This is a genomic window from Chryseobacterium sp. R2ACT005, assembly GCF_049949215.1.
GTDB lineage: Bacteria > Bacteroidota > Bacteroidia > Flavobacteriales > Weeksellaceae > Chryseobacterium.
In genome coordinates, this window is record NZ_CP188192.1 from 600,319 (window position 1) to 620,936 (window position 20,618).

17 protein-coding genes are annotated in these 20,618 nt (G+C 35.6%); 9 read left to right on the forward strand and 8 right to left on the reverse strand.

Going from position 1 to position 20,618, the window contains the following annotated elements:
• Window positions 1–105: 105 nt before the first annotated feature.
• From ACPF63_RS02820 to ppk1, 4 genes are all read right to left on the reverse strand, one after another.
• Complete coding sequence (locus tag ACPF63_RS02820) at window positions 106–255, reverse strand: hypothetical protein (RefSeq protein WP_156118480.1); 150 nt, start codon at window positions 253–255, stop codon at window positions 106–108.
• Window positions 252–905: an NAD-dependent epimerase/dehydratase family protein gene (locus ACPF63_RS02825; RefSeq protein ID WP_077419286.1), complete on the reverse strand. Its 654-nt coding sequence runs from the start codon at window positions 903–905 to the stop codon at window positions 252–254. Before ACPF63_RS02825 ends, ACPF63_RS02820 begins: the two co-directional genes overlap by 4 nt.
• A 323-nt stretch (window positions 906–1,228) precedes the next feature.
• Complete coding sequence (locus ACPF63_RS02830) at window positions 1,229–2,113, reverse strand: exopolyphosphatase (protein WP_077419287.1); 885 nt, start codon at window positions 2,111–2,113, stop codon at window positions 1,229–1,231.
• The gene (ppk1, locus tag ACPF63_RS02835) at window positions 2,110–4,182 is read right to left on the reverse strand and encodes a polyphosphate kinase 1 (protein ID WP_077419288.1); all 2,073 of its coding nucleotides are present in this window, start codon (window positions 4,180–4,182) and stop codon (window positions 2,110–2,112) included. Before ppk1 ends, ACPF63_RS02830 begins: the two co-directional genes overlap by 4 nt.
• A 242-nt stretch (window positions 4,183–4,424) precedes the next feature.
• On the opposite strand from ppk1, the gene ACPF63_RS02840 reads away from it, so the two are divergent.
• The 3 genes from ACPF63_RS02840 (at window position 4,425) to ACPF63_RS02850 (ending at window position 9,270) form a co-directional block, all read left to right on the forward strand.
• Window positions 4,425–5,663, forward strand: coding sequence for a zinc-dependent metalloprotease (locus ACPF63_RS02840; RefSeq protein ID WP_426481906.1), 1,239 nt, complete (start codon window positions 4,425–4,427; stop codon window positions 5,661–5,663).
• A gap of 152 nt (window positions 5,664–5,815) precedes the next feature.
• Window positions 5,816–7,714 carry a molecular chaperone DnaK gene (gene dnaK / locus ACPF63_RS02845; protein WP_077419290.1) on the forward strand — a complete coding sequence of 633 codons (1,899 nt, stop codon included), beginning with the start codon at window positions 5,816–5,818 and terminating at the stop codon, window positions 7,712–7,714.
• A 320-nt stretch (window positions 7,715–8,034) separates the two neighbouring features.
• Window positions 8,035–9,270, forward strand: coding sequence for an erythromycin esterase family protein (locus tag ACPF63_RS02850; protein ID WP_426481907.1), 1,236 nt, complete (start codon window positions 8,035–8,037; stop codon window positions 9,268–9,270).
• Between the two features lie 164 nt (window positions 9,271–9,434).
• Here the strand turns inward: ACPF63_RS02850 and ACPF63_RS02855 are convergent, their stop codons facing one another.
• On the reverse strand, window positions 9,435–9,797 hold the full coding sequence (locus ACPF63_RS02855; protein ID WP_426481908.1) for a winged helix-turn-helix transcriptional regulator: 363 nt from the start codon (window positions 9,795–9,797) through the stop codon (window positions 9,435–9,437).
• 92 nt (window positions 9,798–9,889) lie between these two features.
• On the opposite strand from ACPF63_RS02855, the gene ACPF63_RS02860 reads away from it, so the two are divergent.
• From ACPF63_RS02860 to ACPF63_RS02885, 6 genes are all read left to right on the forward strand, one after another.
• The gene (locus tag ACPF63_RS02860) at window positions 9,890–10,333 is read left to right on the forward strand and encodes a DUF3291 domain-containing protein (protein WP_426481909.1); all 444 of its coding nucleotides are present in this window, start codon (window positions 9,890–9,892) and stop codon (window positions 10,331–10,333) included.
• Window positions 10,334–10,501: 168 nt separating this feature from the next.
• The gene (locus tag ACPF63_RS02865; protein WP_228408914.1) at window positions 10,502–13,219 is read left to right on the forward strand and encodes a TonB-dependent receptor plug domain-containing protein; all 2,718 of its coding nucleotides are present in this window, start codon (window positions 10,502–10,504) and stop codon (window positions 13,217–13,219) included.
• Window positions 13,220–13,239: 20 nt separating this feature from the next.
• On the forward strand, window positions 13,240–14,589 hold the full coding sequence (locus ACPF63_RS02870) for a DUF4876 domain-containing protein (RefSeq protein ID WP_149386773.1): 1,350 nt from the start codon (window positions 13,240–13,242) through the stop codon (window positions 14,587–14,589).
• Window positions 14,579–16,171 carry a DUF6850 family outer membrane beta-barrel protein gene (locus ACPF63_RS02875; protein WP_426481910.1) on the forward strand — a complete coding sequence of 531 codons (1,593 nt, stop codon included), beginning with the start codon at window positions 14,579–14,581 and terminating at the stop codon, window positions 16,169–16,171. The genes ACPF63_RS02870 and ACPF63_RS02875 overlap by 11 nt, the downstream gene beginning before the upstream one ends.
• Window positions 16,172–16,177: 6 nt before the next feature.
• Window positions 16,178–17,320: a cytochrome-c peroxidase gene (locus tag ACPF63_RS02880; protein ID WP_180564405.1), complete on the forward strand. Its 1,143-nt coding sequence runs from the start codon at window positions 16,178–16,180 to the stop codon at window positions 17,318–17,320.
• Between the two features lie 309 nt (window positions 17,321–17,629).
• The gene (locus ACPF63_RS02885; RefSeq protein WP_426481911.1) at window positions 17,630–18,739 is read left to right on the forward strand and encodes a heparan-alpha-glucosaminide N-acetyltransferase domain-containing protein; all 1,110 of its coding nucleotides are present in this window, start codon (window positions 17,630–17,632) and stop codon (window positions 18,737–18,739) included.
• Between the two features lie 79 nt (window positions 18,740–18,818).
• Here ACPF63_RS02885 and ACPF63_RS02890 read toward each other — a convergent pair whose 3' ends face one another.
• From ACPF63_RS02890 to ACPF63_RS02900, 3 genes are all read right to left on the reverse strand, one after another.
• Window positions 18,819–19,172 (reverse strand): cupin domain-containing protein, encoded by a 354-nt coding sequence (locus ACPF63_RS02890; RefSeq protein WP_180564403.1) that lies wholly within the window; start codon window positions 19,170–19,172, stop codon window positions 18,819–18,821.
• A gap of 19 nt (window positions 19,173–19,191) precedes the next feature.
• Window positions 19,192–19,611, reverse strand: coding sequence for a DoxX family membrane protein (locus ACPF63_RS02895; RefSeq protein WP_426481912.1), 420 nt, complete (start codon window positions 19,609–19,611; stop codon window positions 19,192–19,194).
• Window positions 19,612–19,764: 153 nt separating this feature from the next.
• Window positions 19,765–20,556 (reverse strand): helix-turn-helix domain-containing protein, encoded by a 792-nt coding sequence (locus tag ACPF63_RS02900; RefSeq protein ID WP_426481913.1) that lies wholly within the window; start codon window positions 20,554–20,556, stop codon window positions 19,765–19,767.
• Window positions 20,557–20,618: the final 62 nt, after the last annotated feature.

Below are 20,618 nucleotides of genomic sequence, written 5' to 3' on the forward strand. Positions count from 1 at the left end.
TATGTTTCGCAACTATTTTAATGGAATCTTAAGAAATGTTTAAAAAATAGGTTTGTTTCCGATAAATGATAGAATGTTGTTCACATGAGGACTTGTAGGATGTATTTATTTTCCTGATTTTCCGGAAAAATTTAAAATTGTTCCGGACTTATTTCCTTCTAATGGATGTTTCTGCATATAAAAATATCCTGAAACAGCAGTCACAAGCAAGAGTACAAAAATAACCAGAATAATTCTTCTTAACATGTCTCTCATATCGCTAAATTTTTAATATCTCTAATTTCTAAAGTAGATGTAGGGTATCCTTTTTGTGTCACATTGATCATTGCTCTACCCACTTCGTGTAAAGTTAATGATTTTGACTGAAAAAAAACAGGAAAAATCCAAATAAAAGGTTTAAAAAACCATTTTACATTCAATTGACCGTCAACAGGTTTCATAAATCCGGGGCGAAAATTATAAGCCCCTTTGAAATTCATTTTTTTCAAATCATTTTCGGTTTTGCCCTTTACCCGTGCCCACATCATTTTCCCGCTCTCTGTGCTGTCTGTACTTGCTCCTGAAACATAGTTAAAAACTATATCCGGATTTTGGTTCAAAACAGCTTTTGCAAAGTGAAGGGTTGTATCGTAAGTGATTCTGGTATAATCTTCTTCATTCATACCTACACTGCTAATTCCGGCACAGAAAAAACAGGCATCATAGCCTTTTAGTTTTTCATCATGGATGTCTATGGATAAAAAATCCGGGACAAGGTATTCTTTCAGTTTGGGGTGTGATTTTCCAGAAGGTTTTCTGCTTATGCTGAGGATTTCAGAAACATTGGGGTTCTCAAGACATTCCATTAAAATGCCTTCACCTACCATCCCTGTTGCTCCTGTAAGAATTATTTTGATTGGATTCATTGTTTTGCTATTGATAATGATATGACGAATGGGGATGAGGTTTTACTTTAAAATTTGGAAATTTTTTTTACTAAAAGTAAAAAGTAAAAAGTAAAAAGTAAAAAGTAAAAAGTAACTTTTATTAAAATTCAATAGAGGTGGGTTTTAATCCACCTGACAATAAATGATTTATCATTGGCTTTAGCCAAAACTTAATAGCATGGGAGAACATAGAGATTGCTTCGTCGCGTTGCTCCTCGCAATGACAGTACTGTGAAAAGCTGAAAACAGTTTCAAAAAATAAAACCAGCTCAATGGCTGGCTTATAATATTGTTATTTGTTGTTACTTTTTGTGCTGTAACTGAGTGTAAATGTTGTGGATCAATCCGTCTGCCACAGATATTTTAGGGACAAAAATCCTGTTGATATCAGACCATAACATCACATTATTGAAGATGCTCAGGGCATGTACCAATACATCGGCACGGTCTTCTCTAAGGTTGTAATTGGTCATTCTTTCTTCTACAGACAGCTCATTGAATTCTTTATGGACCTTTTTCAGGTGGGATAAAGACATGGGTTTCCCGTCTTTGGTTTTGCTCATGGAGAACACTTTGTTGATGTTTCCTCCTGATCCAATTGCTACAATTGGTTTCTTGCTGACAATATTTTCCTTGATCTCGTCCTTCATCTCTTTCCAGTTGTCCATCGTAACCAGGTTGTTGAGAAGACGGATGGTTCCGATATTGAACGATTTCTCGTAAACCATTTTACCGTTTTCGTAGAAGGTAAGTTCCGTAGAACCTCCGCCAACGTCGATGTATAAGTAAGCGAATTCTTTATCAAGACCTTCTGCAACATGATTTTCATAAACCAGGGTAGCTTCTTCATCACCGGAAATAATTTCGATGTTGATTCCAGATGCTTCTTTTACGAGTTCAATAATTTCGTTGCCATTGGAAGCGTCACGCATGGCACTGGTAGCACAGGCTCTGTAATGATCCACTTTATATATTTTCATCAGATCACTGAAGATTTTCATGGAGTCAATGACCATTTTTTCTCTTTCGGGACCTATTTTTCCGATGGTGAAAACATCCATTCCCAGTCTCAGGGGAATTCTGAGAAGGTTGAGTTTGATGAATTCAGGTTTTCTGTTATTAATCTTAACTTCATTGATTAGAAGGCGGGCTGCATTACTCCCTATGTCTATCGCTGCTATCTTCATTTTTTGCTTGTTTTAGCTTTTAAATATTTATAGGTTTCTATTTGTGAACGGCATTCTTTTTTATCATTTCTTATGTATTCATTGCTGAGTTTCTTATCCAGAATTCTGGCTTTTACATTATCCCTAAGCTGAATATCAAGAATATCTTTTAATTCTTTCTTAAGGTTCTTGTCAGTGATTTTAGCAGCGGCTTCAATCCTGTAATCCAGGTTTCTGGTCATCCAGTCAGCGGAAGAAATGTACATGTCTTCTGTTCCTTTATTGTAGAAATACATTACTCTGGCATGCTCCAGGTATTCATCTACAATACTAATCGCTTTTATTTTTTCTTTAAACTCTTTCTGGTTTACAGCACAATAAATTCCTCTTACGATGAGTCTGATTACCACACCAGCTTTGGCGGCATCATATAGCTTTTCTATCAGCAGCCTGTCGCTCATAGAATTTACCTTGATGATGATCTCTGTTTTTCGGCCTGCTTTGGCTTCTTCTATTTCTTTATCAATATGGTGAACAATCTTTTCACGCATAAATTGAGGGCAAACTAATAAATTTTTACAAGTTTTCAAAATCGGAATAAAATCATCCTTCGGTTTTTTCAGAACATTGAACACTTTATTGATGTCTGCCATGATACCGCGATCGGCTGTAAGGAGCAAATGATCACCATATATTCTTGCTGTTTTTTCGTTGAAATTCCCGGTACTTACAAATCCATACTGGATGGTTTTATTATGCGCTCTCTTTTTGATAACACACAGTTTAGCATGTACTTTTTTGTTGGGAATTCCCACAAGAACTGTAATCCCCTCCGGTTCCAGCATATCTTTCCATTTCAGATTGGATTCTTCATCAAACCTTGCCTGAAGTTCAAGCATTACGGTCACTTCTTTACCATTTCTGGCAGCATAGATGAGCGCATTGATGATTTTTGAGCTGCTTGCCATACGGTAGGCAGTGATCTGTATAGATTTTACATCCGGATCCATTGCTGCTTCACGGAGAAGATCAATGACCGGATTATATTTGTGATAAGGGAAAGTAAGAAGCACATCTTCTTTTAAAATAACATCTGTTACTCTCTCACCATGTTCAAATGCCTGATGAGTAAAAGAGCTTCTTTCCACAGGTCTTTCATACTTTTCAAAAACATCTGGGAAATCCATGAAATGCTTGAAATTATGAATTTTTCCTCCCGGAATGATACTGTCTTTTTTCGTTAAATTCAGCTTTCTGATAAGGAGTTCCAGCAGCGCTTTATCCATATCTTTATCAAACACGAAACGGGTAGGCTTTCCTTTTCTTCTGTTTTTGAGTCCTTTTTCTATTTTCTCTGCGAAATTGGTTCTGATGTCATTGTCGAGATCAAGTTCAGCATCCTTTGTTACTTTAAAAGCATTAGCAGAAAACTCATCATATCCGAAATAAGAGAAAATATGCGGAAGGTTGAAAGTGATGACATCCTCCAGCAGCATTACGTTTTTCTCTTCCGGATCTTCTGTTGGAAGCAATACGAATCTTCCTACAAAACGGGAAGGAATCTCAATAATGGCATAATTGCTGGAATATTGCCAGTCTTTTTTTCTCATCGCAACCCCCAGATAAAGACTTTTATCTCTCAAATAGGGCATTGGCGTATTTTCATGAAGAAGAATAGGAATTACATTAGATTCTACCACTTCATCAAAATATTGTCTGACAAATTCTTTTTGTCCTGCTGTCAGGTTTTTGGCATTTTTAATGAAAACTTTATGATCAGCCATTTCAGTCTGGATATTTTTCCAGCTTTTATCAAAATTCAGCTGCTGTCTCATCACAATTTCATTGATTCTCTGAAGGATTTTGGAGGGAGGTTGGTAGAAAGATTCAGCAATCACTTTTTCCTTAAAATCCATGGCACGTTTTAATCCGGCAACACGTACTCTGAAAAATTCATCTAAATTGTTGGAGAAAATTCCGAGAAAACGTATTCTTAAATGTAAGGGAACTTTTTCATCCATGGCCTCCTGTAAAACTCTTTCATTAAAGGCAAGCCATGTAATATCTCGTGGATTAAAGTGTAATGACATTCTAAATGTGTATATTTTATCAAAAATAATAATTCGTAAAGATTCTGTCTCTATTTCTTAGGTTAAACTTTGATTAATTTTTAAAGGTTGGTGAATTAAATTGTTTTGCTGATAACAAGCATATTGGTAATCAATTGGTTTAAGCAAATTTAGAATTACAGTGATTTTACTGTAAATTACTCATTTATTCCATAGTCTTGTTGGAAGAATGGTTATATTTGCCGACTATTTATACTATTTATATGAAAAAAATTTTACTATTAACTGCCGGCTTTCTGATGGCTAATGTATTTGGACAAAGAGAATGTGCCACTGATTTGAAAATGAAGGAGTTTTATACAAGAAACCCTCAGGCTCTGGCAAAAAAAGAAGATTTACGAAATTATTTAACCAGTAAAAATGCGGCGGCTAATGCAATGGCTAAAAATGGACAGACTGTTGTTACTATTCCCGTGGTAGTACATGTTCTTTATGGAAGTGCTGCCCAGAATATTTCTGATGCTCAGATTGCATCACAGATTGCAATTCTGAATAATGATTTCAGAAAGTTGAATCCTAACTTTAGTTCTGTAGTTCCTGATGCATTCAAACCTTATGCTGCCGATATGGAACTGACATTTTGTATGGCAACAAAGACTCCTACAGGTGCTGCAACTACAGGAATAGAAAGAAAATCTGTAGCTGCAAATTTTGATTTTGCAAACCAATATTATTTAGCCTCGGGACTTACAGCCTGGGATCCAACTAAATATTTGAACATATGGGTAGGGAATATGCCTAATCCTTATCTTGGCTGGGCTTATCTGCCTGATGCTGCTGGTTTTCCGGAGGACGGACTTGCTATTGGTTATAAATATTTCGGAACTACAGGAGCTGCTGAGTATCCTTATAATGGAGGCCGAACTGCTACGCATGAAATAGGACATTATTTCGGATTGCTTCACCCTTGGGGAGAAGATGGCAGTCTTTGTAATACACCAGATAATGATGACGGCTGTGCTGATACTCCTGCTATTAATGATGCTCATTACGGAGGTAATGTTTTTCCAGATAATGGATTCATGTGTAATCCGACTGCAAACGGAGCTATGTTCATGAATTTTATGGATTATGTGACAGATACCGAGATGGCATTCTTTACCAATGATCAGAAAACAATCAAGACCAATACGATGGCAGGGCCAAGAGCAAGTCTCTTGAATTCTAACGCATGTGCATTTTTATCAGTAAATGATGTACAAAAGGTAAATTCTATCAATCTTTTCCCTAATCCTACTACACAGTATATTTCTATTGCTTCTCCTTTAGCACCTATTAATGAAGTGGAAATTTTCAATGCAGAAGGAAGATTGGTGAAAAAAGCATTTATTAAAAATGAAACAGATAAAATTGATGTGAAAGATTTTGCCAGTGGTGTTTATTATGTAAGAACTTATAATGGCAAAGACTTCGTAAAATCTATGAAGTTTATCAAAAAATAATGAAAATATTTCCATATTAAATCATACAAAGCCTCGATTTTATCGGGGTTTTTATTTTATTGTGTCATTTTGTCACAATTCTTTGAATGGTACAGATATTGAGAAATTGAGAGTGTAAATTAATTTAAAAATAGAAAAAAATATAAAATATTATGAGTAAAATAATTGGAATTGACTTAGGAACGACCAACTCTTGTGTTGCTGTAATGGAGGGTAAAGACCCTGTTGTTATTCCTAACGCAGAAGGTAAAAGAACTACTCCTTCTATTGTAGCTTTTACAGAAGACGGAGAGAGAAAAGTAGGTGATCCTGCAAAAAGACAGGCTGTAACGAATCCAACAAAAACTGTTTACTCTATCAAAAGATTTATCGGAACGCACTTTAAAGATGATGCTTCTGAAGTTTCAAGAGTACCTTATAAAGTGGTTGCAGGACCAAATGATACTGTAAAAGTAAAAATCGACGATAGAGAATATACACCACAGGAAATTTCTGCAATGACGCTTCAGAAAATGAAGAAAACTGCTGAAGATTATCTTGGACAGGAAGTAACAAGAGCGGTAATCACTGTTCCTGCATACTTCAATGATGCACAGAGACAAGCTACTAAAGAAGCTGGTGAAATCGCTGGTCTTAAAGTAGAAAGAATTATCAACGAACCTACAGCTGCAGCGTTAGCTTACGGTCTTGATAAAAACCATAAAGATCAGAAAATCGCAGTATATGACCTAGGTGGTGGTACTTTTGATATCTCTATCCTTGATTTAGGAGATGGTGTATTCGAAGTATTATCTACAAATGGTGATACGCACTTAGGAGGTGATGACTTTGATGATGTGATCATCAACTGGATGGCTGATGAGTTCAAAGCTGAAGAAGGTGTAGAATTGAAATCTGATGCAATCGCATTACAGAGATTGAAAGAAGCTGCTGAAAAAGCTAAAATTGAATTATCTTCTTCTCCTCAGACTGAAATCAACTTACCATATATCACGGCTACTGCTACAGGTCCTAAGCACTTAGTGAAGTCTTTAACAAAAGCTAAATTCGAGCAACTATCTGCAGATCTTGTAAGAAGATCTATGGAGCCTGTTGCTAAAGCATTAAAAGATGCTGGTTTATCAACTTCAGATATTGACGAAGTAATCTTGGTAGGTGGTTCTACAAGAATCCCGATCATCCAGGAAGAAGTAGAAAAATTCTTCGGTAAAAAACCATCTAAAGGAGTGAACCCGGATGAGGTTGTAGCAATTGGTGCAGCAATCCAGGGAGGTGTATTGACAGGTGATGTAAAAGACGTATTACTACTTGACGTTACTCCACTTTCTTTAGGTATTGAAACAATGGGTTCTGTATTCACTAAATTAATTGAGGCGAACACTACGATCCCAACTAAAAAATCTGAAGTATTCTCTACAGCTTCTGACAACCAGCCGGCTGTAAGCATCAGAGTAGGGCAGGGAGAAAGATCAATGTTCAACGATAACAAAGAAATCGGTAGATTCGATCTTCAGGATATTCCACCAGCACCAAGAGGAGTTCCTCAAATTGAAGTAACTTTCGATATTGATGCTAACGGTATCCTAAGTGTATCTGCTAAAGATAAAGGAACTGGTAAAGAGCAGTCTATCAAAATCCAGGCTTCTTCAGGTCTTTCTGACGAAGAAATCGAAAGAATGAAGAAAGAAGCTCAGGAAAACTCTGCAGCAGATGCTAAGAGAAAAGAAGAAGTTGAAATCTTCAACAAAGCTGACGGATTGATCTTCCAGACTGAAAAGCAATTGAAAGAGTTCGGTGAAAAGCTTTCTGCTGACAAAAAAGCAGCTATCGAAACAGCTCACACAGAATTAAAAACAGCTTTCGAAGCTAAAAGTGTTGATGATGTAAAAGCTAAAACTGAAGCATTAGATGCAGCATGGATGGCAGCTTCTGAAGAATTATATGCAGCTGGTCAACAGCCTGGTGCTGATGCAGGTGCCGGAGCTCAGAATGCTGGCGGAAACGCTGGAGCTGAAGATGTACAGGATGCAGACTTCGAAGAAGTAAAATAATTAATTGATTCATAACAATTAATAGCATATAAAAAAAACCCATAAACATTTGTTTATGGGTTTTTTACTTCCAAAAGGTTTCTTACAACAAAAAACTGCCTTTTAACAAAGAACTCAGAGGCAATGCAGAAATCGTCACGGAAGATCTTAAATTGATTGAACGCTTTTTTTTATCAGATTAGAAAACTGTTAGGTTATCATTTATAGTGAATGATCTGCGACTAAAAAAGTATGCGCTGGTATCTAATATGATTTACATTTATATTGAAGTTTTTAAGTGACATTTTTTTGTAAAATTGTAATCTAATTATAGGTAGCAAATGAATTTGAAATTATCTTTTATTCTGATTATATTTTTTATAGGAAGCAATGCACAATCAAAAAATGATTTAAACTCTGAAGAGAAAGAATATATTTCAAAGTTTATATATCCCATAAAAACTTTTAATCCAGACGAAGAAGACAATAGTGATTTGCTCATCTTAAACAAACTCATTGGAAATTCTAAAATAGTAGGATTAGGAGAATCTACTCACGGTTCGAGTGAAGTGTATCAAATGAAATATAAAATAAGTGAATATTTGATAGCCCACAAAAATTTCAATGTCTTTTCGCTCGAAGCCAATATGCCTGAAAGTTTTTTAATGAATCACTATATTCAGGAAGGAAAAGGAAACCCCAAAGATATTCTAAAGGGAATGTATTTTTGGCTGTGGCAAACCGAAGAAACTTTAACTTTTGTTGAATGGTTAAAAAAATACAATGAAAATCATAGTTCAAAAGTTTTTTTTGATGGTTTCGATATGCAATATGCTAAAGGAGCAATAGATCAAATAAGAAAAACATATCAGGAAAATCAGCTGCCCGAGCAAGAGATTGATGACATGGAAATCGCTTTAAAGGAAAATAACAGAGGCTTTAGAACGTATTCTAGAAAAGGTCAAAAAATTATATCTGAGTATCTGTTTTTAATAAAAGAAAAAAGTATATCAATAAAAAATCCGGAAGAAAAATCGCGCTTCCTACAAAATGTAGATATTATTAGACAATATATCCAACAGAGTTTTATTAGAAGAGACCAATTTATGGCAGAGAATGTTAAATGGTTAAAAGAAAACTATTTGAATTCTAAAGTAATTGTCTCCGCTCATAATTATCACATTGCAAAATTAAATTCAGACAGAATGGGGTATTGGGTAAATGAAATGTATGGTCAAGATTTTGTGAATTTTGGATTTGCCTTTTATGAAGGTACTTATTCTGCCAGTATTAATGGGAAGCTTGGTACCTATAATTCAGAAAAAGCCGGTCCCGGAACATTAGAATATAAGCTTAACTCACTCGACATTCCAATTTTTATTATGGATCTGAAAGCCATCAGGAAGGATGGCAACAAACTTGGCAATTGGATATTAAAAGATATTCTATTTCGCAAAACAGGATCTGGTACAGATCAAAATGAATTTACAAAAACTAATGTTGCTAGCTCTTTTGATTATTTGATATTCATAAATAAGTCAACAAACTCAAAACTTTTAAATGGTAACCCAAAATAAGCACAGCAAATTGAGTACTCTATTTATTAATGGGATGGATAATATTAATTTATATAGTTATCTATAAACACTAACATCTAATTATAAATCAACCCCGCAGTAAATTTATTTACTGCGGGGTTTTATTTTCTGTAGACTGATATATAAATTTAATGTATAAACTTTTAAAGCACCTTTTTACTTTCTAAAATAGTTTTGCCCCAATTATTAATATGATCCAATAAAGGAATAAATGATAATCCTGAATCTGACAAACTATATACAACTTTTACGGGAGGCTTTGTTCCAAATACTGTTCGTGTTATTAATTGATCTCTTTCTAATTGTCTCAGCTGAATACTTAAGGTTGTTTCTGTAATAAAAGAAAGCTCTTTTTTTAGTTCACCAAACCTTTTATCACCTTTCTTTAGGTGGCAGAGAATAACTCCTTTCCATCTTCCTCCAATGAGATCCATGACAAAGCTTACTGCACAGGGATAAGATTTTTGGTCCACATTGATGTATGAGGTCTCACATTCTTTTTTCATTTTTTTTATAGTATCTATATTGATAGTTATTTTATGCTAATAGTACAGGATCTATTTTTACACAATATAACGAGAATTAAAGAAATAAAAAAATGTACCAATTAGCACAAATTAATGTTGCCCGAATGAAAGGAGTTAACATAGAAGATCCAGTAATGAATGAGTTTGTAAGTCATTTTGATTCAGTTAATCAACTAGCAGAAGAAAGTGATGGGTTCATATGGAGGCTAAAAGATGAGGATAACAATGCGGCAAGCTTTAATCCATTTAATGATGAACAAATTATTATCAATCTATCTGTATGGAGAAATATAGAAACATTGGAATACTATACCTATAAAACATTTCATGTTGACTTTCTGAAAAGAAGGAAAGAATGGTTTCAAAAATATGGAAAAGCCTTTTATGCTCTGTGGTGGATTAAAGATAGCGAATATCCAGACATAACAGAAGCTGTGAAGCGGCTAGAGTATTTGCAGGAAAACGGTCCATCATCCTATGCATTTAACTTTCAGTCCGTTTTTAAAAAGCCATAGCCAGATGTAATATCGTGTGTATTTAAGTTGTATTATTGTTTTATTCTTCATTCAGGGAATTGTTTGTATATATTGTTTGGTTTTAAGAAAAAATAACTTTAATTAATTTTAAAACTTACTTTTTATTTAGAATAATTATAATTAATTTGCGCTCTAAATATTTTAAGGGTGAAATTATCGTTATTAGCAGGTGCTGTTTTTCTAACAGCAGGCGGATTCTTGTCTGCTCAGAAAGTTGAATTTTCTCATAATGGACAAATCAAAACGGGAGAACTTGTCAGTGGTGGTTTGAAAGAATGTAAAGAATTGCATAAGAACGGTAATTCTATGGTTCTCAAAGGAAAATGCCAGATTACTTTCCTAAATGATAATAATAGAGAAGAAACCATTATAATCAAAGAGGGGGAGGAACTAAAGTTGCAAATTCTATCACCTAAAAGCTCATCTCGTGAAAGATCAGAAATCAGAATCGAAGGAGTGCAGCTTACTGCAAGAAAAAAACAATTTTCTGAAATAGCAATTCAACAGGAAGCACTTCAAAACCTGCAGTCATTTTCTATCGGAGATGTATTACAGCAATTACCTGGTCAATATGTACAGCAGTTTGACAATACCCAATTTAAAAATATTGTTTTCAGAACCGCAAGCGGACCTTCAGTAACAGGTTCTGGAAATGTTCCTGGAGGTGATGATTTCGGGAACAGGGCGTTTGGGGTACAGTTGATGGTCAATGATATTGTCTTATCTAATAACGAAAATATGCAGAGCTATGACTCTGCCAACAGCGGCCCTTTTGGAATAAGCTTTAATACCTCTACCAAAGGAGGAAACCTAATGCCAAGCCAGCCGAATTACGGGGTTGATTTAAGAGAAATTCCTACAGAAAATATCGAAAGTATTGAAGTTGTACAAGGAGTACCGGATGCCAAATATGGAGATTTGACTTCTGGATTGATCAAAGTTACTACAACGGCAAAAGCATCACCATTACGATTGGATGCATCGCTGAGAGAAGGAACTTATCAGGTTGGCCTTACCAAAGGGTTTAAAATTAATCAGAATAATGCCCTGAACGCTTCTGTTGATTATATGAATTCTCTTTCAGATCCCAGAACCAGCCTTGTAGGATATGACAGAACAAATGTCAATTTTCTTTGGTCAAGTAATAAAAATGGATTTAGAAATAAGCTGTCTGCTTCATTTTCTACCAATAGCAGCAAAGGAAAAAGAGACCCTGATGATGTTGACGGAATGATTATCAATGTCGAAAATAAAAGCTTTTCATTAGGAAATAATATCAGTTATTTTTTCGCACAGAATGGTAAAAAAACATTCTTTAAATCAATCAATGTCGATATGGGATTAAGCTATGCAACTCAGCTTACAGAACGCAGGTACTGGCTGAACCAAGGCGCTCGTCCTTATGGAAACTCTACAACAGATGGAGTTTATTATGCACCTTATACACCGCCAAGTTATGAGAATCAGGCATTTTCGGATGGGAAACCTCTTAATATTTACACCAATTTTAGCATTAACGGAATAAAACTAACTTCTTCAAAATGGGCTCATAATTACAGTATGGGAGCTAATTTCCGTTATGGAGATAACTTTGGAAAAGGAAGGTACGGAACAGCAGGACAGTTCACAACGATAAATGCAGCCGGGCAGGGTTCCAATGGGATGAGAGATTTTAATTACAGGGACAATGTATTTTCCAGTAAACAGTATGCATTGTATATTCAGGATAATATTACCAAAGTCTTTGCTAATAAACACATTTTTAAAACAAATCTGGGTCTTCGCTATGATTTGCAGAATTCATATTCTACCTATTCGCCAAGGGTAAACACTTCTTATCAGATGGGGAAACTTTCTGTGAGAGGAGGGTTTGGATTAACATCTAAAGCACCTTCACTTAATCAGATCTACACAGCACCAAGATATTTTGACTTCCTTCTTGGGGATTATCGTCTGCCTGGATATTATTCAGCAGCTATTATGCAAACGGTCGTAACACCAGGAGATAATGCAAGTCTTAAACCTTCAAAGAGCTGGAAAACTGAAATAGGAGTAGATTACAGGTTTCCTTTTGGGATTGTTAACCTTACAGCATATTACAATAAGCTGGTAGATGGTTTTACTACCATGAGTGTTCATAAAATAATGGATAAAGCCAAAGTTGATGTCAATATATCAGGAACAAATGTGCCTACTTTTGAAATTGTAGGAACTGAAAAATTTAATTACCTCCAGAACAGAATTATTAACGGATATCAGTCTTCAGATAAAGGATTGGAACTGATGGCCAGCTTCAAAAAAATAGAAGCTCTTAATCTTGTGATTGGTTTTAATGCCAGTTATGTGGAGACTTCCGGGCAGAAAGATGACGGACTTTACAAAATCAGTGCACCGGAGATCATGGATAAGGATTACCAATATGGGATTTATAATGATATCAAAAATAAAAGATCCATGGCCAGAGCAAGTTTCAGTTTTGATTATCACCTTGCTTCATCAGGGTTAATTATTGGCTTGAGAACAGATCATTTTCTTTCAGACAGATCTTTGACAGGAATGAATGATATTTATCCGATAGGGTATATAAAACATGACGGAGAAATGCAGATGATTCCTGAAAATGAGCGTACCAATCCAAAATACCAGGGATTATTCCTGAAACCTTCTGACGAAAAACTTTCAGGGTTATATAACAAAACACTTCATAATGTTCATTTAAGGGTTACAAAAGATTTCTTAAGTGGTTTCAGATTGTCAATATACGTAAGTAATGTTTTCAATTTAAAAGCATACGACGAAAGAGGGGCTGTTTACGGAAACTTTACGTCTACTTCATTTGGAGGAAATATTTCATACAGATTTTAATAACGCTAAAAATAAAAATAATGAAACGATTAATACTATTGTTAGTAATTCCCGTTCTTGCCCTTGTTGGATGCAACAGAGATGATGACTTTGGAGGAAATAACGAGATTAAGCCTGTTCCGTTTACTGTAAATATTAAATATGATGCTTCCAAATACCCTTCCGTAGCAGACAAAGGAGTAGCGAATGTAACTGTTATCCTGAAAAATACAGCCACAGAAGATCAGATTATCGGAAAAACAGATGCCAACGGAGAACTGAAATTAGATGCCGTTCTGCCGGGAAGTTACAGTATTCAGGCTGAATTACAGCTGAAGCAGAGTGAATATGAACAGCAAATAGGAGAGGAAACAAGCTATGAAATTGTTCACTTCGGAGGTTTTGATGAAAAAGTAACCATCAATGCCAATACTTCTTCAAAACTGATCAGAATCACCAGTGGAAACCTTGGAGATCTTGTAATCAAACAATATTATTATGCAGGTTCGGATAATAAATTAGGAGCCAATTTCAGAGATCAGTTTATTGAGGTTCACAACAACTCGGATCAGACTATTTATGCTGACGGATTATACCTGGTATTTCTGGAAGGAAATGTGAACAGTAATGTGACCACCTATACTTTATCCAATGGGCAGTATGACTGGAGCAAAACTGCCGGAGGAGGTGCTGCAGCCAATACGGATTATGTTTATTCTAATATACTTATCAAAATACCGGGCAACGGTAGCCAGTACCCAATTTTACCTGGGAAAAGTATTATTGTAGCTCAAACGGCCATTAATCATAAGATGCCTTTTGATGATATTAACGGTACAGGAATACCAATACAGGAGCCTGATAAAACTGTTGATCTGAGCCATGCCGACTTTGAAACTTATATGGGAGATTATAATATAAGTATTGGTAAAAAGCCCTTCGCATGGGATATCCAGAATATTATGGTGCCGGATATGCAGGTTGCTTACTGGAGTATTGCCTCTAATGATTTAATCCTGAATGTAAATTCTATGCTGGGATTAGGAATTCTGAGAGCAACGGATGCAGAAGTGGCAAGCTGGCAAAAAGTTGCAGCTCCTAAAGCGCCTACCGGAACCCTGTTTTTACAAATTCCTAAAAACTATATCATAGACGGAATAGATATTACGGATAAAGAGCAGAAAGTACCTAAAGATTTCCCTGCAGATATAGATGCTTCAAGAACTTTCATTGTCAACTCTCTGGGGCAGGCTGAAGGTACTTTTACAGGATTTTCTGTAATCCGTAAAACGAAGGAAATTGTCAATGGACGTATGGTATTGCAGGATACAAATAATTCTGCCAATGATTTTGTAACGATTAAAGCAAACCCTAGAGGATATGCACAATAATAGAAATAAGACGATTAAAGTCTTTCAATACAGTATGTTGGGATTGGTTGCTTTAGGCAGCCAGTTCTTCCATGCTCAGACTACTCATTTAGATAGTATTAACATCAGTTCGGTAGAAAAGGATATCAGAATAAATGATCCGTATATTTCATTTTTCCAGCCTTTGGATTTTTCACGGACAACCTTTCAGTATTCTTCTGTAAAACAAAATTTTAAAAGAGTACAGACAGCAGGAGAAACAGGAAGTTTTACTTTTAAGTCTGAAGGAGTTTATAAACTGAATGATAAAATTGCATTATCAGGAAGACTTAAAGCAGACAAAACAACTGAAGAAGATGTTCCCTATATTTTAAGCGATGAGAGAACTACAAATTCTTCTTTTATTTATAACCCTTCATATTATTGGGTTCCCCGTTCGGCAAGATGGCAGAAACAAAGCTATTTTATCAGCGGACAGTTTGCCTATAATCCTGTAAAACCTGTAATCCTGCAGTTGGGAGGAGAAGGGTTGTATGCCAAATCTTACCGTCAGAATGCAGATCCAAGACCGAAGGTAGATGATTACAAATACAAAGCCTTTGCAAAATTGGGTTTAAAGTGGAAACAGCATGCCATTTTTGGGAAACTGAGCTACGTACATCATTACAAGGGAAATGATATCATGTTTGTGAATATGAAAGGAAATGTACCTGCCAATGACAGCATTTATATCCGTTATAATGAAGGTTATGGTAATCAGTACATCGGGAATACCGAGTATAAAACTTCTGAATATAAAATGGGAGGCTATATCTGGGGTGGAGAATATGCTTTTAATAATGGAAGTACCCATTTCTCTGCCGGATATGATTATAAAAATCTGATTGAACGCTTTTACAGGGTCTTCGAATATCAGGACGCAGGCTTTAACTGGCATAAAGACTATACAAAATATTCCGGACTAAAAACAGATCTGCATAGTTTCTACCTTAATTTTTTAGGGAACTATAATGGTAAAAAATGGGCTTCCATGGTGACCTATCAGGATCAGCTGGATACCAATTATAATTATCCTCTGGAATACAGATCGTACCGCCTGGAGCAGAAGAATCTTTTCTGGCAGAATAGTGTGATTTGGTTTAACCATAAAAATGAAGCATTTAAGATTCTTTTTGATGCAGCATATGGGAAAAATCATGTGAAAGATGCATCGGTCGTAATGGACAGAAAACTTTCTTTTTTCAATTACCGTCTGGGTGCAGAAAAAGAATTTGCTTTAAAACCTTCACATAAAATAATGGTTGGTCTTTCGCAAAACCTGTATATTCCATTGGAAAAAGAATTCAATTATCAGCCTTATCAGAGCACAAAAGAGAATATCTTTGCAACGAAAATTGCTCAGCCGGATTTTGCTTATGACGCAACTCCAAAAATTGGTCTTAATTTTAACGCAAGTTATATCTTTGATCAAAACAAAATCAGATATGAGCTGTACGGAAGTTTTTCTCAGACCTGGCTGATGAACAGTATGTATAAAAATCAAGTGGACTACAATGGCAGAGCTAATCATGTTGCCTTAGTAGGGTTGAATGTTTATTATTAAAAATAAATGAAAGACAGATATATCGCTTTTCTGGCCGTTGCCGGAATAGTATGTTTATTAAGTTATACCTCAAATGATCCTACAGGATATACTGTAGAAGAGCTTCGTACTTTATACAGCAGCGGGGATCAGAGCAAATGGCCGGCTCCTCACTTATTTGATGAAGCAAAAGACGGGTTTCAGGATATCGGACCTTTGTCTAAGATGAAATTTCCTGAAGATAATCCCTATTCCGAAGATAAAATGGAATTGGGAAAAATGTTATTCTTTGATCCGAGATTGTCCAAAAGCGGACAGATTTCCTGCGCCAACTGCCATAATCCTGAAATAGGATGGTCAGACGGGAGCAGAGTTTCCTTTGGTCATGACAGACAGACGGGAACAAGAAATGCACCTACTTTAGTGAATATCGGATATGCCAAAACATTCTTCTGGGATGGCCGTTCAGCAACGTTGGAAGAGCAGGTGAAAGCTCCTATCGAAAATCCGGTGGAAATGAATCTTCACATGTCAATGGCCACAAAAAATATCAAGAAGATTAAAGATTATAAGCCTTTCTTTATAAAAGCTTTCGGAAATGGGGAAGTGACAGAAGAGAAAATTGCAAAAGCCGTTGCAACGTTTGAGCGTTCTCTGATCAGTCCGCCATCAAAGTTTGATAAATTCGTTTCCGGGAAAAAAGATGCGTTAACGGACTCTGAAATCAATGGGCTTCATTTATTCCGAACCAAAGCGAATTGTATCAACTGCCACAACACTCCTTATTTTTCTGACCAGAAGTTTCATAACCTCGGACTCACCTATTACGGAAGGAAATACGAAGACTTGGGAAGATATATCGTTACTAAAAAAAATGAAGATGTAGGGAAATTCAAAACCCCTACACTGAGAGAGGTTTCTGAGAACAAACCTTACATGCACAACGGGCTTTTCCCTGAGCTGGCTAACATTGTCATGATGTACAACGCAGGAATGGGAAGAGAAACTCCAAAAGAAGATCAGATCAATGACCCGAAATTTCCCCATAAATCAGGAATGGTGGAAAAACTGAATCTTACGGACGACGAAGTTTTTGATATCGTAGCATTTTTAAAAACGTTAAATAGTTACAAATACAAAATGCGTCCCCCTGAATTGCCTAAATCATAATCACTATAGTAAAAACTCTTCCACCCAGGAAGAGTTTTTTATGTAGAGGGATATTAATCATTTCATTTTTGAAAGGATTTAAGGGTAAATTATATAAATGGATAGGGACGGATATTGACCTGAAATGGGTTTTAATGTGGAAGTAAATCTTTAATTATTAATATTTTATGAAAATTTATTAATGAATTATAAGGAGTGGTTTTAATTTGTATATTTGATTTTTATTTAGAATAAATAAAAATATTGTTTAACAAAAAATTAATGAATACAATTTTATCCATCTAATCCACAATTTTCACTAAAAAAACTATGGAACAACAAAACAAAAGAATCCTCACTCTGGATTTAATAAAAGGTATAAGTGTTATCGGAATGATCATTATACATACCTTACTGGTATACGCCAATGTAAAATCACAATATGAAACAGCAATTGGCAGTTTTATTGTTTTTCTCGGAAGAGGAACTTCCATTTTCCTGATCTGTATGGGAATTACCTTTATGACTTCCACTCATCAAAGTCTTAAAAGTGCATTAAAACGGGGTGTTTTACTGGTGTTTGCAGGTCTCTTTATGAATTTTATGAAATTTATGATCCCTGTTATTTTTAATTTTGCTCCCGATAATTTTATCCAGAAATACGGATGGCATGCTCCTATAGAGCAGCAGTATGTATATCTGGTACAGCTGGGTGATATTTTACAGCTGGCAGGGATGTCTTTACTGTTCGTTGGGTTTATCAGAGAGTATGTGAAAAATAAATATATTATTCTGGCGATAGGCTTATTCGTTGCACTGATATCCAGAGAAGTGAGCGGAATTAATCTTGACTATCCTGTGATCAATTATGTTCTGGATCTTCTTTTCAATACGGATTATCCGGCATATGTCTATTTTCCTGTTTTCCCATGGATGGCTTTTATTATCATCGGAATGTTTTTCGGTAAATGGTTTCAGGAACTGAACTACAACATCAAACTGGTATTTAGAAATATGCTGTATGTAGGACTGTTGTTTATTGCCATAGGTGCACCGCTGGTTTTTCTGTATGGTGATTATAATTACAACGGATTTTATCATATGGGGCCTGGCGGGGTTATTTATTTTGCAGGCTGGACCTTACTGTTTTTATGGCTGATCAATACAATAACTGCAAACGTTAAGGAAAATGGCTTTATGCGTGTTCTGAAGTACTGCAGCAGAAATTTAACCTCAATGTACATGATCCAATGGATACTGATCTCCTGGGGAAAAGGAATTTTTGGATATAGACAACATGAAATTGGATATGTGTCGGTGCTGATTGTACTGTATATCATTCTCACTTTTTCAGTACAGACTCTGGTGGATATTGTGAGAAAGAAAAAAACTTTAATTAATTTCAGATCTGTATCATCAAACAAAGCCGCCTTGAAATAAAAATGTCAGTGTAATGCTGCAACATTTTATAAGAAAAAACCACAGTGAAATATTTTACTGTGGTTTTGTTTTTAATGGGTTAAAGAATCTCTACTTCTTCAGGGATCACAAAAAGAATAGTACACCCATGCTCCGACTTCACGGAATGTTTGAAATTAGGCGGAGTGTACAAATAATCTCCTTTTTCAAGCTGGGCACCTGCAATAGCAGCATCACCTTCCATGATAAACAGTTCTTCTCCGGCAGGATGATTGTGATAAGGATAGCTGGCTCCCGGTTCAAATTTTAAAAGAATGCTGGTAGAACGGTTTTTCTCCGGATCAAATTTTAAAGATTTTACAAAAATACCTTCATAATGAATCCCTTTTTCAATTAGAGGCTGCCATTCTTTTTGTTCTGTTTTTACGATGTAATCGTGAATGTTGGTGTTCATGATATATAAATTTTAATTGTTATTGTTGTAGAAATTGGTCTATACTCCATTGATAACGGGAGAAAGTACTCAGAAGAAATGCTCCGGCACTGAATGCAAAGACAGAATAATCCAAAGGCTCTTTAATGCCAAAAGAAATACTCATCGCAACCGCAAAAAATAAAGTAAGAATAGAGGCGCACCGTGCTGTGCCTTTTACCTTATACCCTATAAGAAGCAGAATGCCGATTGATAATTCAGCAGCTGTAGACAATACGGCAACTAGGGAAGCCCATGACTGCGGTAAAAATGAATTCGTTTCAGCAGTATAATCGACAAATTTTTTCCATCCTGAAGATTGAGCTCCCCAAAGATTCAGCCTGCTTGCTACAGCAGATAAAAATCCGGATGCCAGAGCTATCCTTAACAAAAAAACGGCAGTGTCCTGTTGAGTTCTCATACCTTATTTTTAGGTTTTAATTACAGGTACAAAGTTCAGCGAAAACCATTGTCTAAAGAATAGACAATTCCGGGAAAAGCATAGAATATTTGTTGGGAGAGGGGAGTTGGAAGCTGGAAGTTATTGTGAGGCTGTTAATTTTTTCTGACTTCTTTAAATTTCCTTTACGGTCTTCTGATAATCTTTTGGAGAACGGGAAGTATGTTTTTTAAAGAAATTGGAAAAGTAGAAAGGATCATTGAAACCAAGAAGGTAAGCTATTTCTTTCACGGTAAGTTTTTCATACAGTAAAAGTCTCTTTGCTTCAGAAATAATAAGGCTGTAGATAACATTTTGAGCAGTTTTGCTCGTGTGAAGTTTTGAAACCTCATTCAGCTTGGCTTCAGTGGTTCCGAGGATATCAGCAAAATGGGAGACCTGATAATTATTTTTAAAATGGGTTCTGACACTTTCCAGGAACTTTAAGAATAAAGCATCAGGTTTCCATATTTCATCACCGTTGGCAATTTTACTGCGGTTGATTTCTACCAACAGCAATTCAACCAGAGAATGCGTGGAGATCAGATACTGATAAGGCTGTTCCAGAATTTCTTTTTCAATAGTGTTGAGTATTTCGGAGAAAAATTCGGGATGAAGTATAGTAATCATTTCATTCATTCCGAAATGACAAAAAAGCCCATTGTGAAAAATAAGTTCAATATCACTGTCACTTTTAGAGAAGAAGTCCAGGGTAAATTCTAATGCCGTAAGTTCTCCTTCCACCGATTTTAATTGATGAAACTGTCCTGAAGTAATGGTTATGGCCTGGCCGGTTTTCAGGATGAAAATATTTTCGTCGATCAGGATTTCAGCACTTCCATGATCACACCAGAATAATGTGTATTTGATGACCCGTCTTGGCTCAGGATGTCCTGACTGATTAGAATATTTTTTTATTTCAATCATTTTGTAAACTTACTAAAAGTTAATATATTGAATGGGATGAAACTTTAGGCGTATTGTATTAC

Coding starts and splice junctions, on each gene's coding strand:
- ACPF63_RS02830 (WP_077419287.1), bottom strand. CDS start 2,113: ATGAAGATAGCAGCGATAGACATAGGGAGTAATGCAGCCCGCCTTCTA.
- ACPF63_RS02840 (WP_426481906.1), top strand. CDS start 4,425: ATGAAAAAAATTTTACTATTAACTGCCGGCTTTCTGATGGCTAATGTA.
- ACPF63_RS02890 (WP_180564403.1), bottom strand. CDS start 19,172: ATGAACACCAACATTCACGATTACATCGTAAAAACAGAACAAAAAGAA.
- ACPF63_RS02885 (WP_426481911.1), top strand. CDS start 17,630: ATGGAACAACAAAACAAAAGAATCCTCACTCTGGATTTAATAAAAGGT.
- ACPF63_RS02900 (WP_426481913.1), bottom strand. CDS start 20,556: ATGATTGAAATAAAAAAATATTCTAATCAGTCAGGACATCCTGAGCCA.
- ACPF63_RS02825 (WP_077419286.1), bottom strand. CDS start 905: ATGAATCCAATCAAAATAATTCTTACAGGAGCAACAGGGATGGTAGGT.
- ACPF63_RS02895 (WP_426481912.1), bottom strand. CDS start 19,611: ATGAGAACTCAACAGGACACTGCCGTTTTTTTGTTAAGGATAGCTCTG.
- dnaK (WP_077419290.1), top strand. CDS start 5,816: ATGAGTAAAATAATTGGAATTGACTTAGGAACGACCAACTCTTGTGTT.
- ACPF63_RS02870 (WP_149386773.1), top strand. CDS start 13,240: ATGAAACGATTAATACTATTGTTAGTAATTCCCGTTCTTGCCCTTGTT.
- ACPF63_RS02880 (WP_180564405.1), top strand. CDS start 16,178: ATGAAAGACAGATATATCGCTTTTCTGGCCGTTGCCGGAATAGTATGT.
- ACPF63_RS02855 (WP_426481908.1), bottom strand. CDS start 9,797: ATGAAAAAAGAATGTGAGACCTCATACATCAATGTGGACCAAAAATCT.
- ACPF63_RS02860 (WP_426481909.1), top strand. CDS start 9,890: ATGTACCAATTAGCACAAATTAATGTTGCCCGAATGAAAGGAGTTAAC.
- ACPF63_RS02850 (WP_426481907.1), top strand. CDS start 8,035: ATGAATTTGAAATTATCTTTTATTCTGATTATATTTTTTATAGGAAGC.
- ACPF63_RS02820 (WP_156118480.1), bottom strand. CDS start 255: ATGAGAGACATGTTAAGAAGAATTATTCTGGTTATTTTTGTACTCTTG.
- ppk1 (WP_077419288.1), bottom strand. CDS start 4,182: ATGTCATTACACTTTAATCCACGAGATATTACATGGCTTGCCTTTAAT.
- ACPF63_RS02875 (WP_426481910.1), top strand. CDS start 14,579: ATGCACAATAATAGAAATAAGACGATTAAAGTCTTTCAATACAGTATG.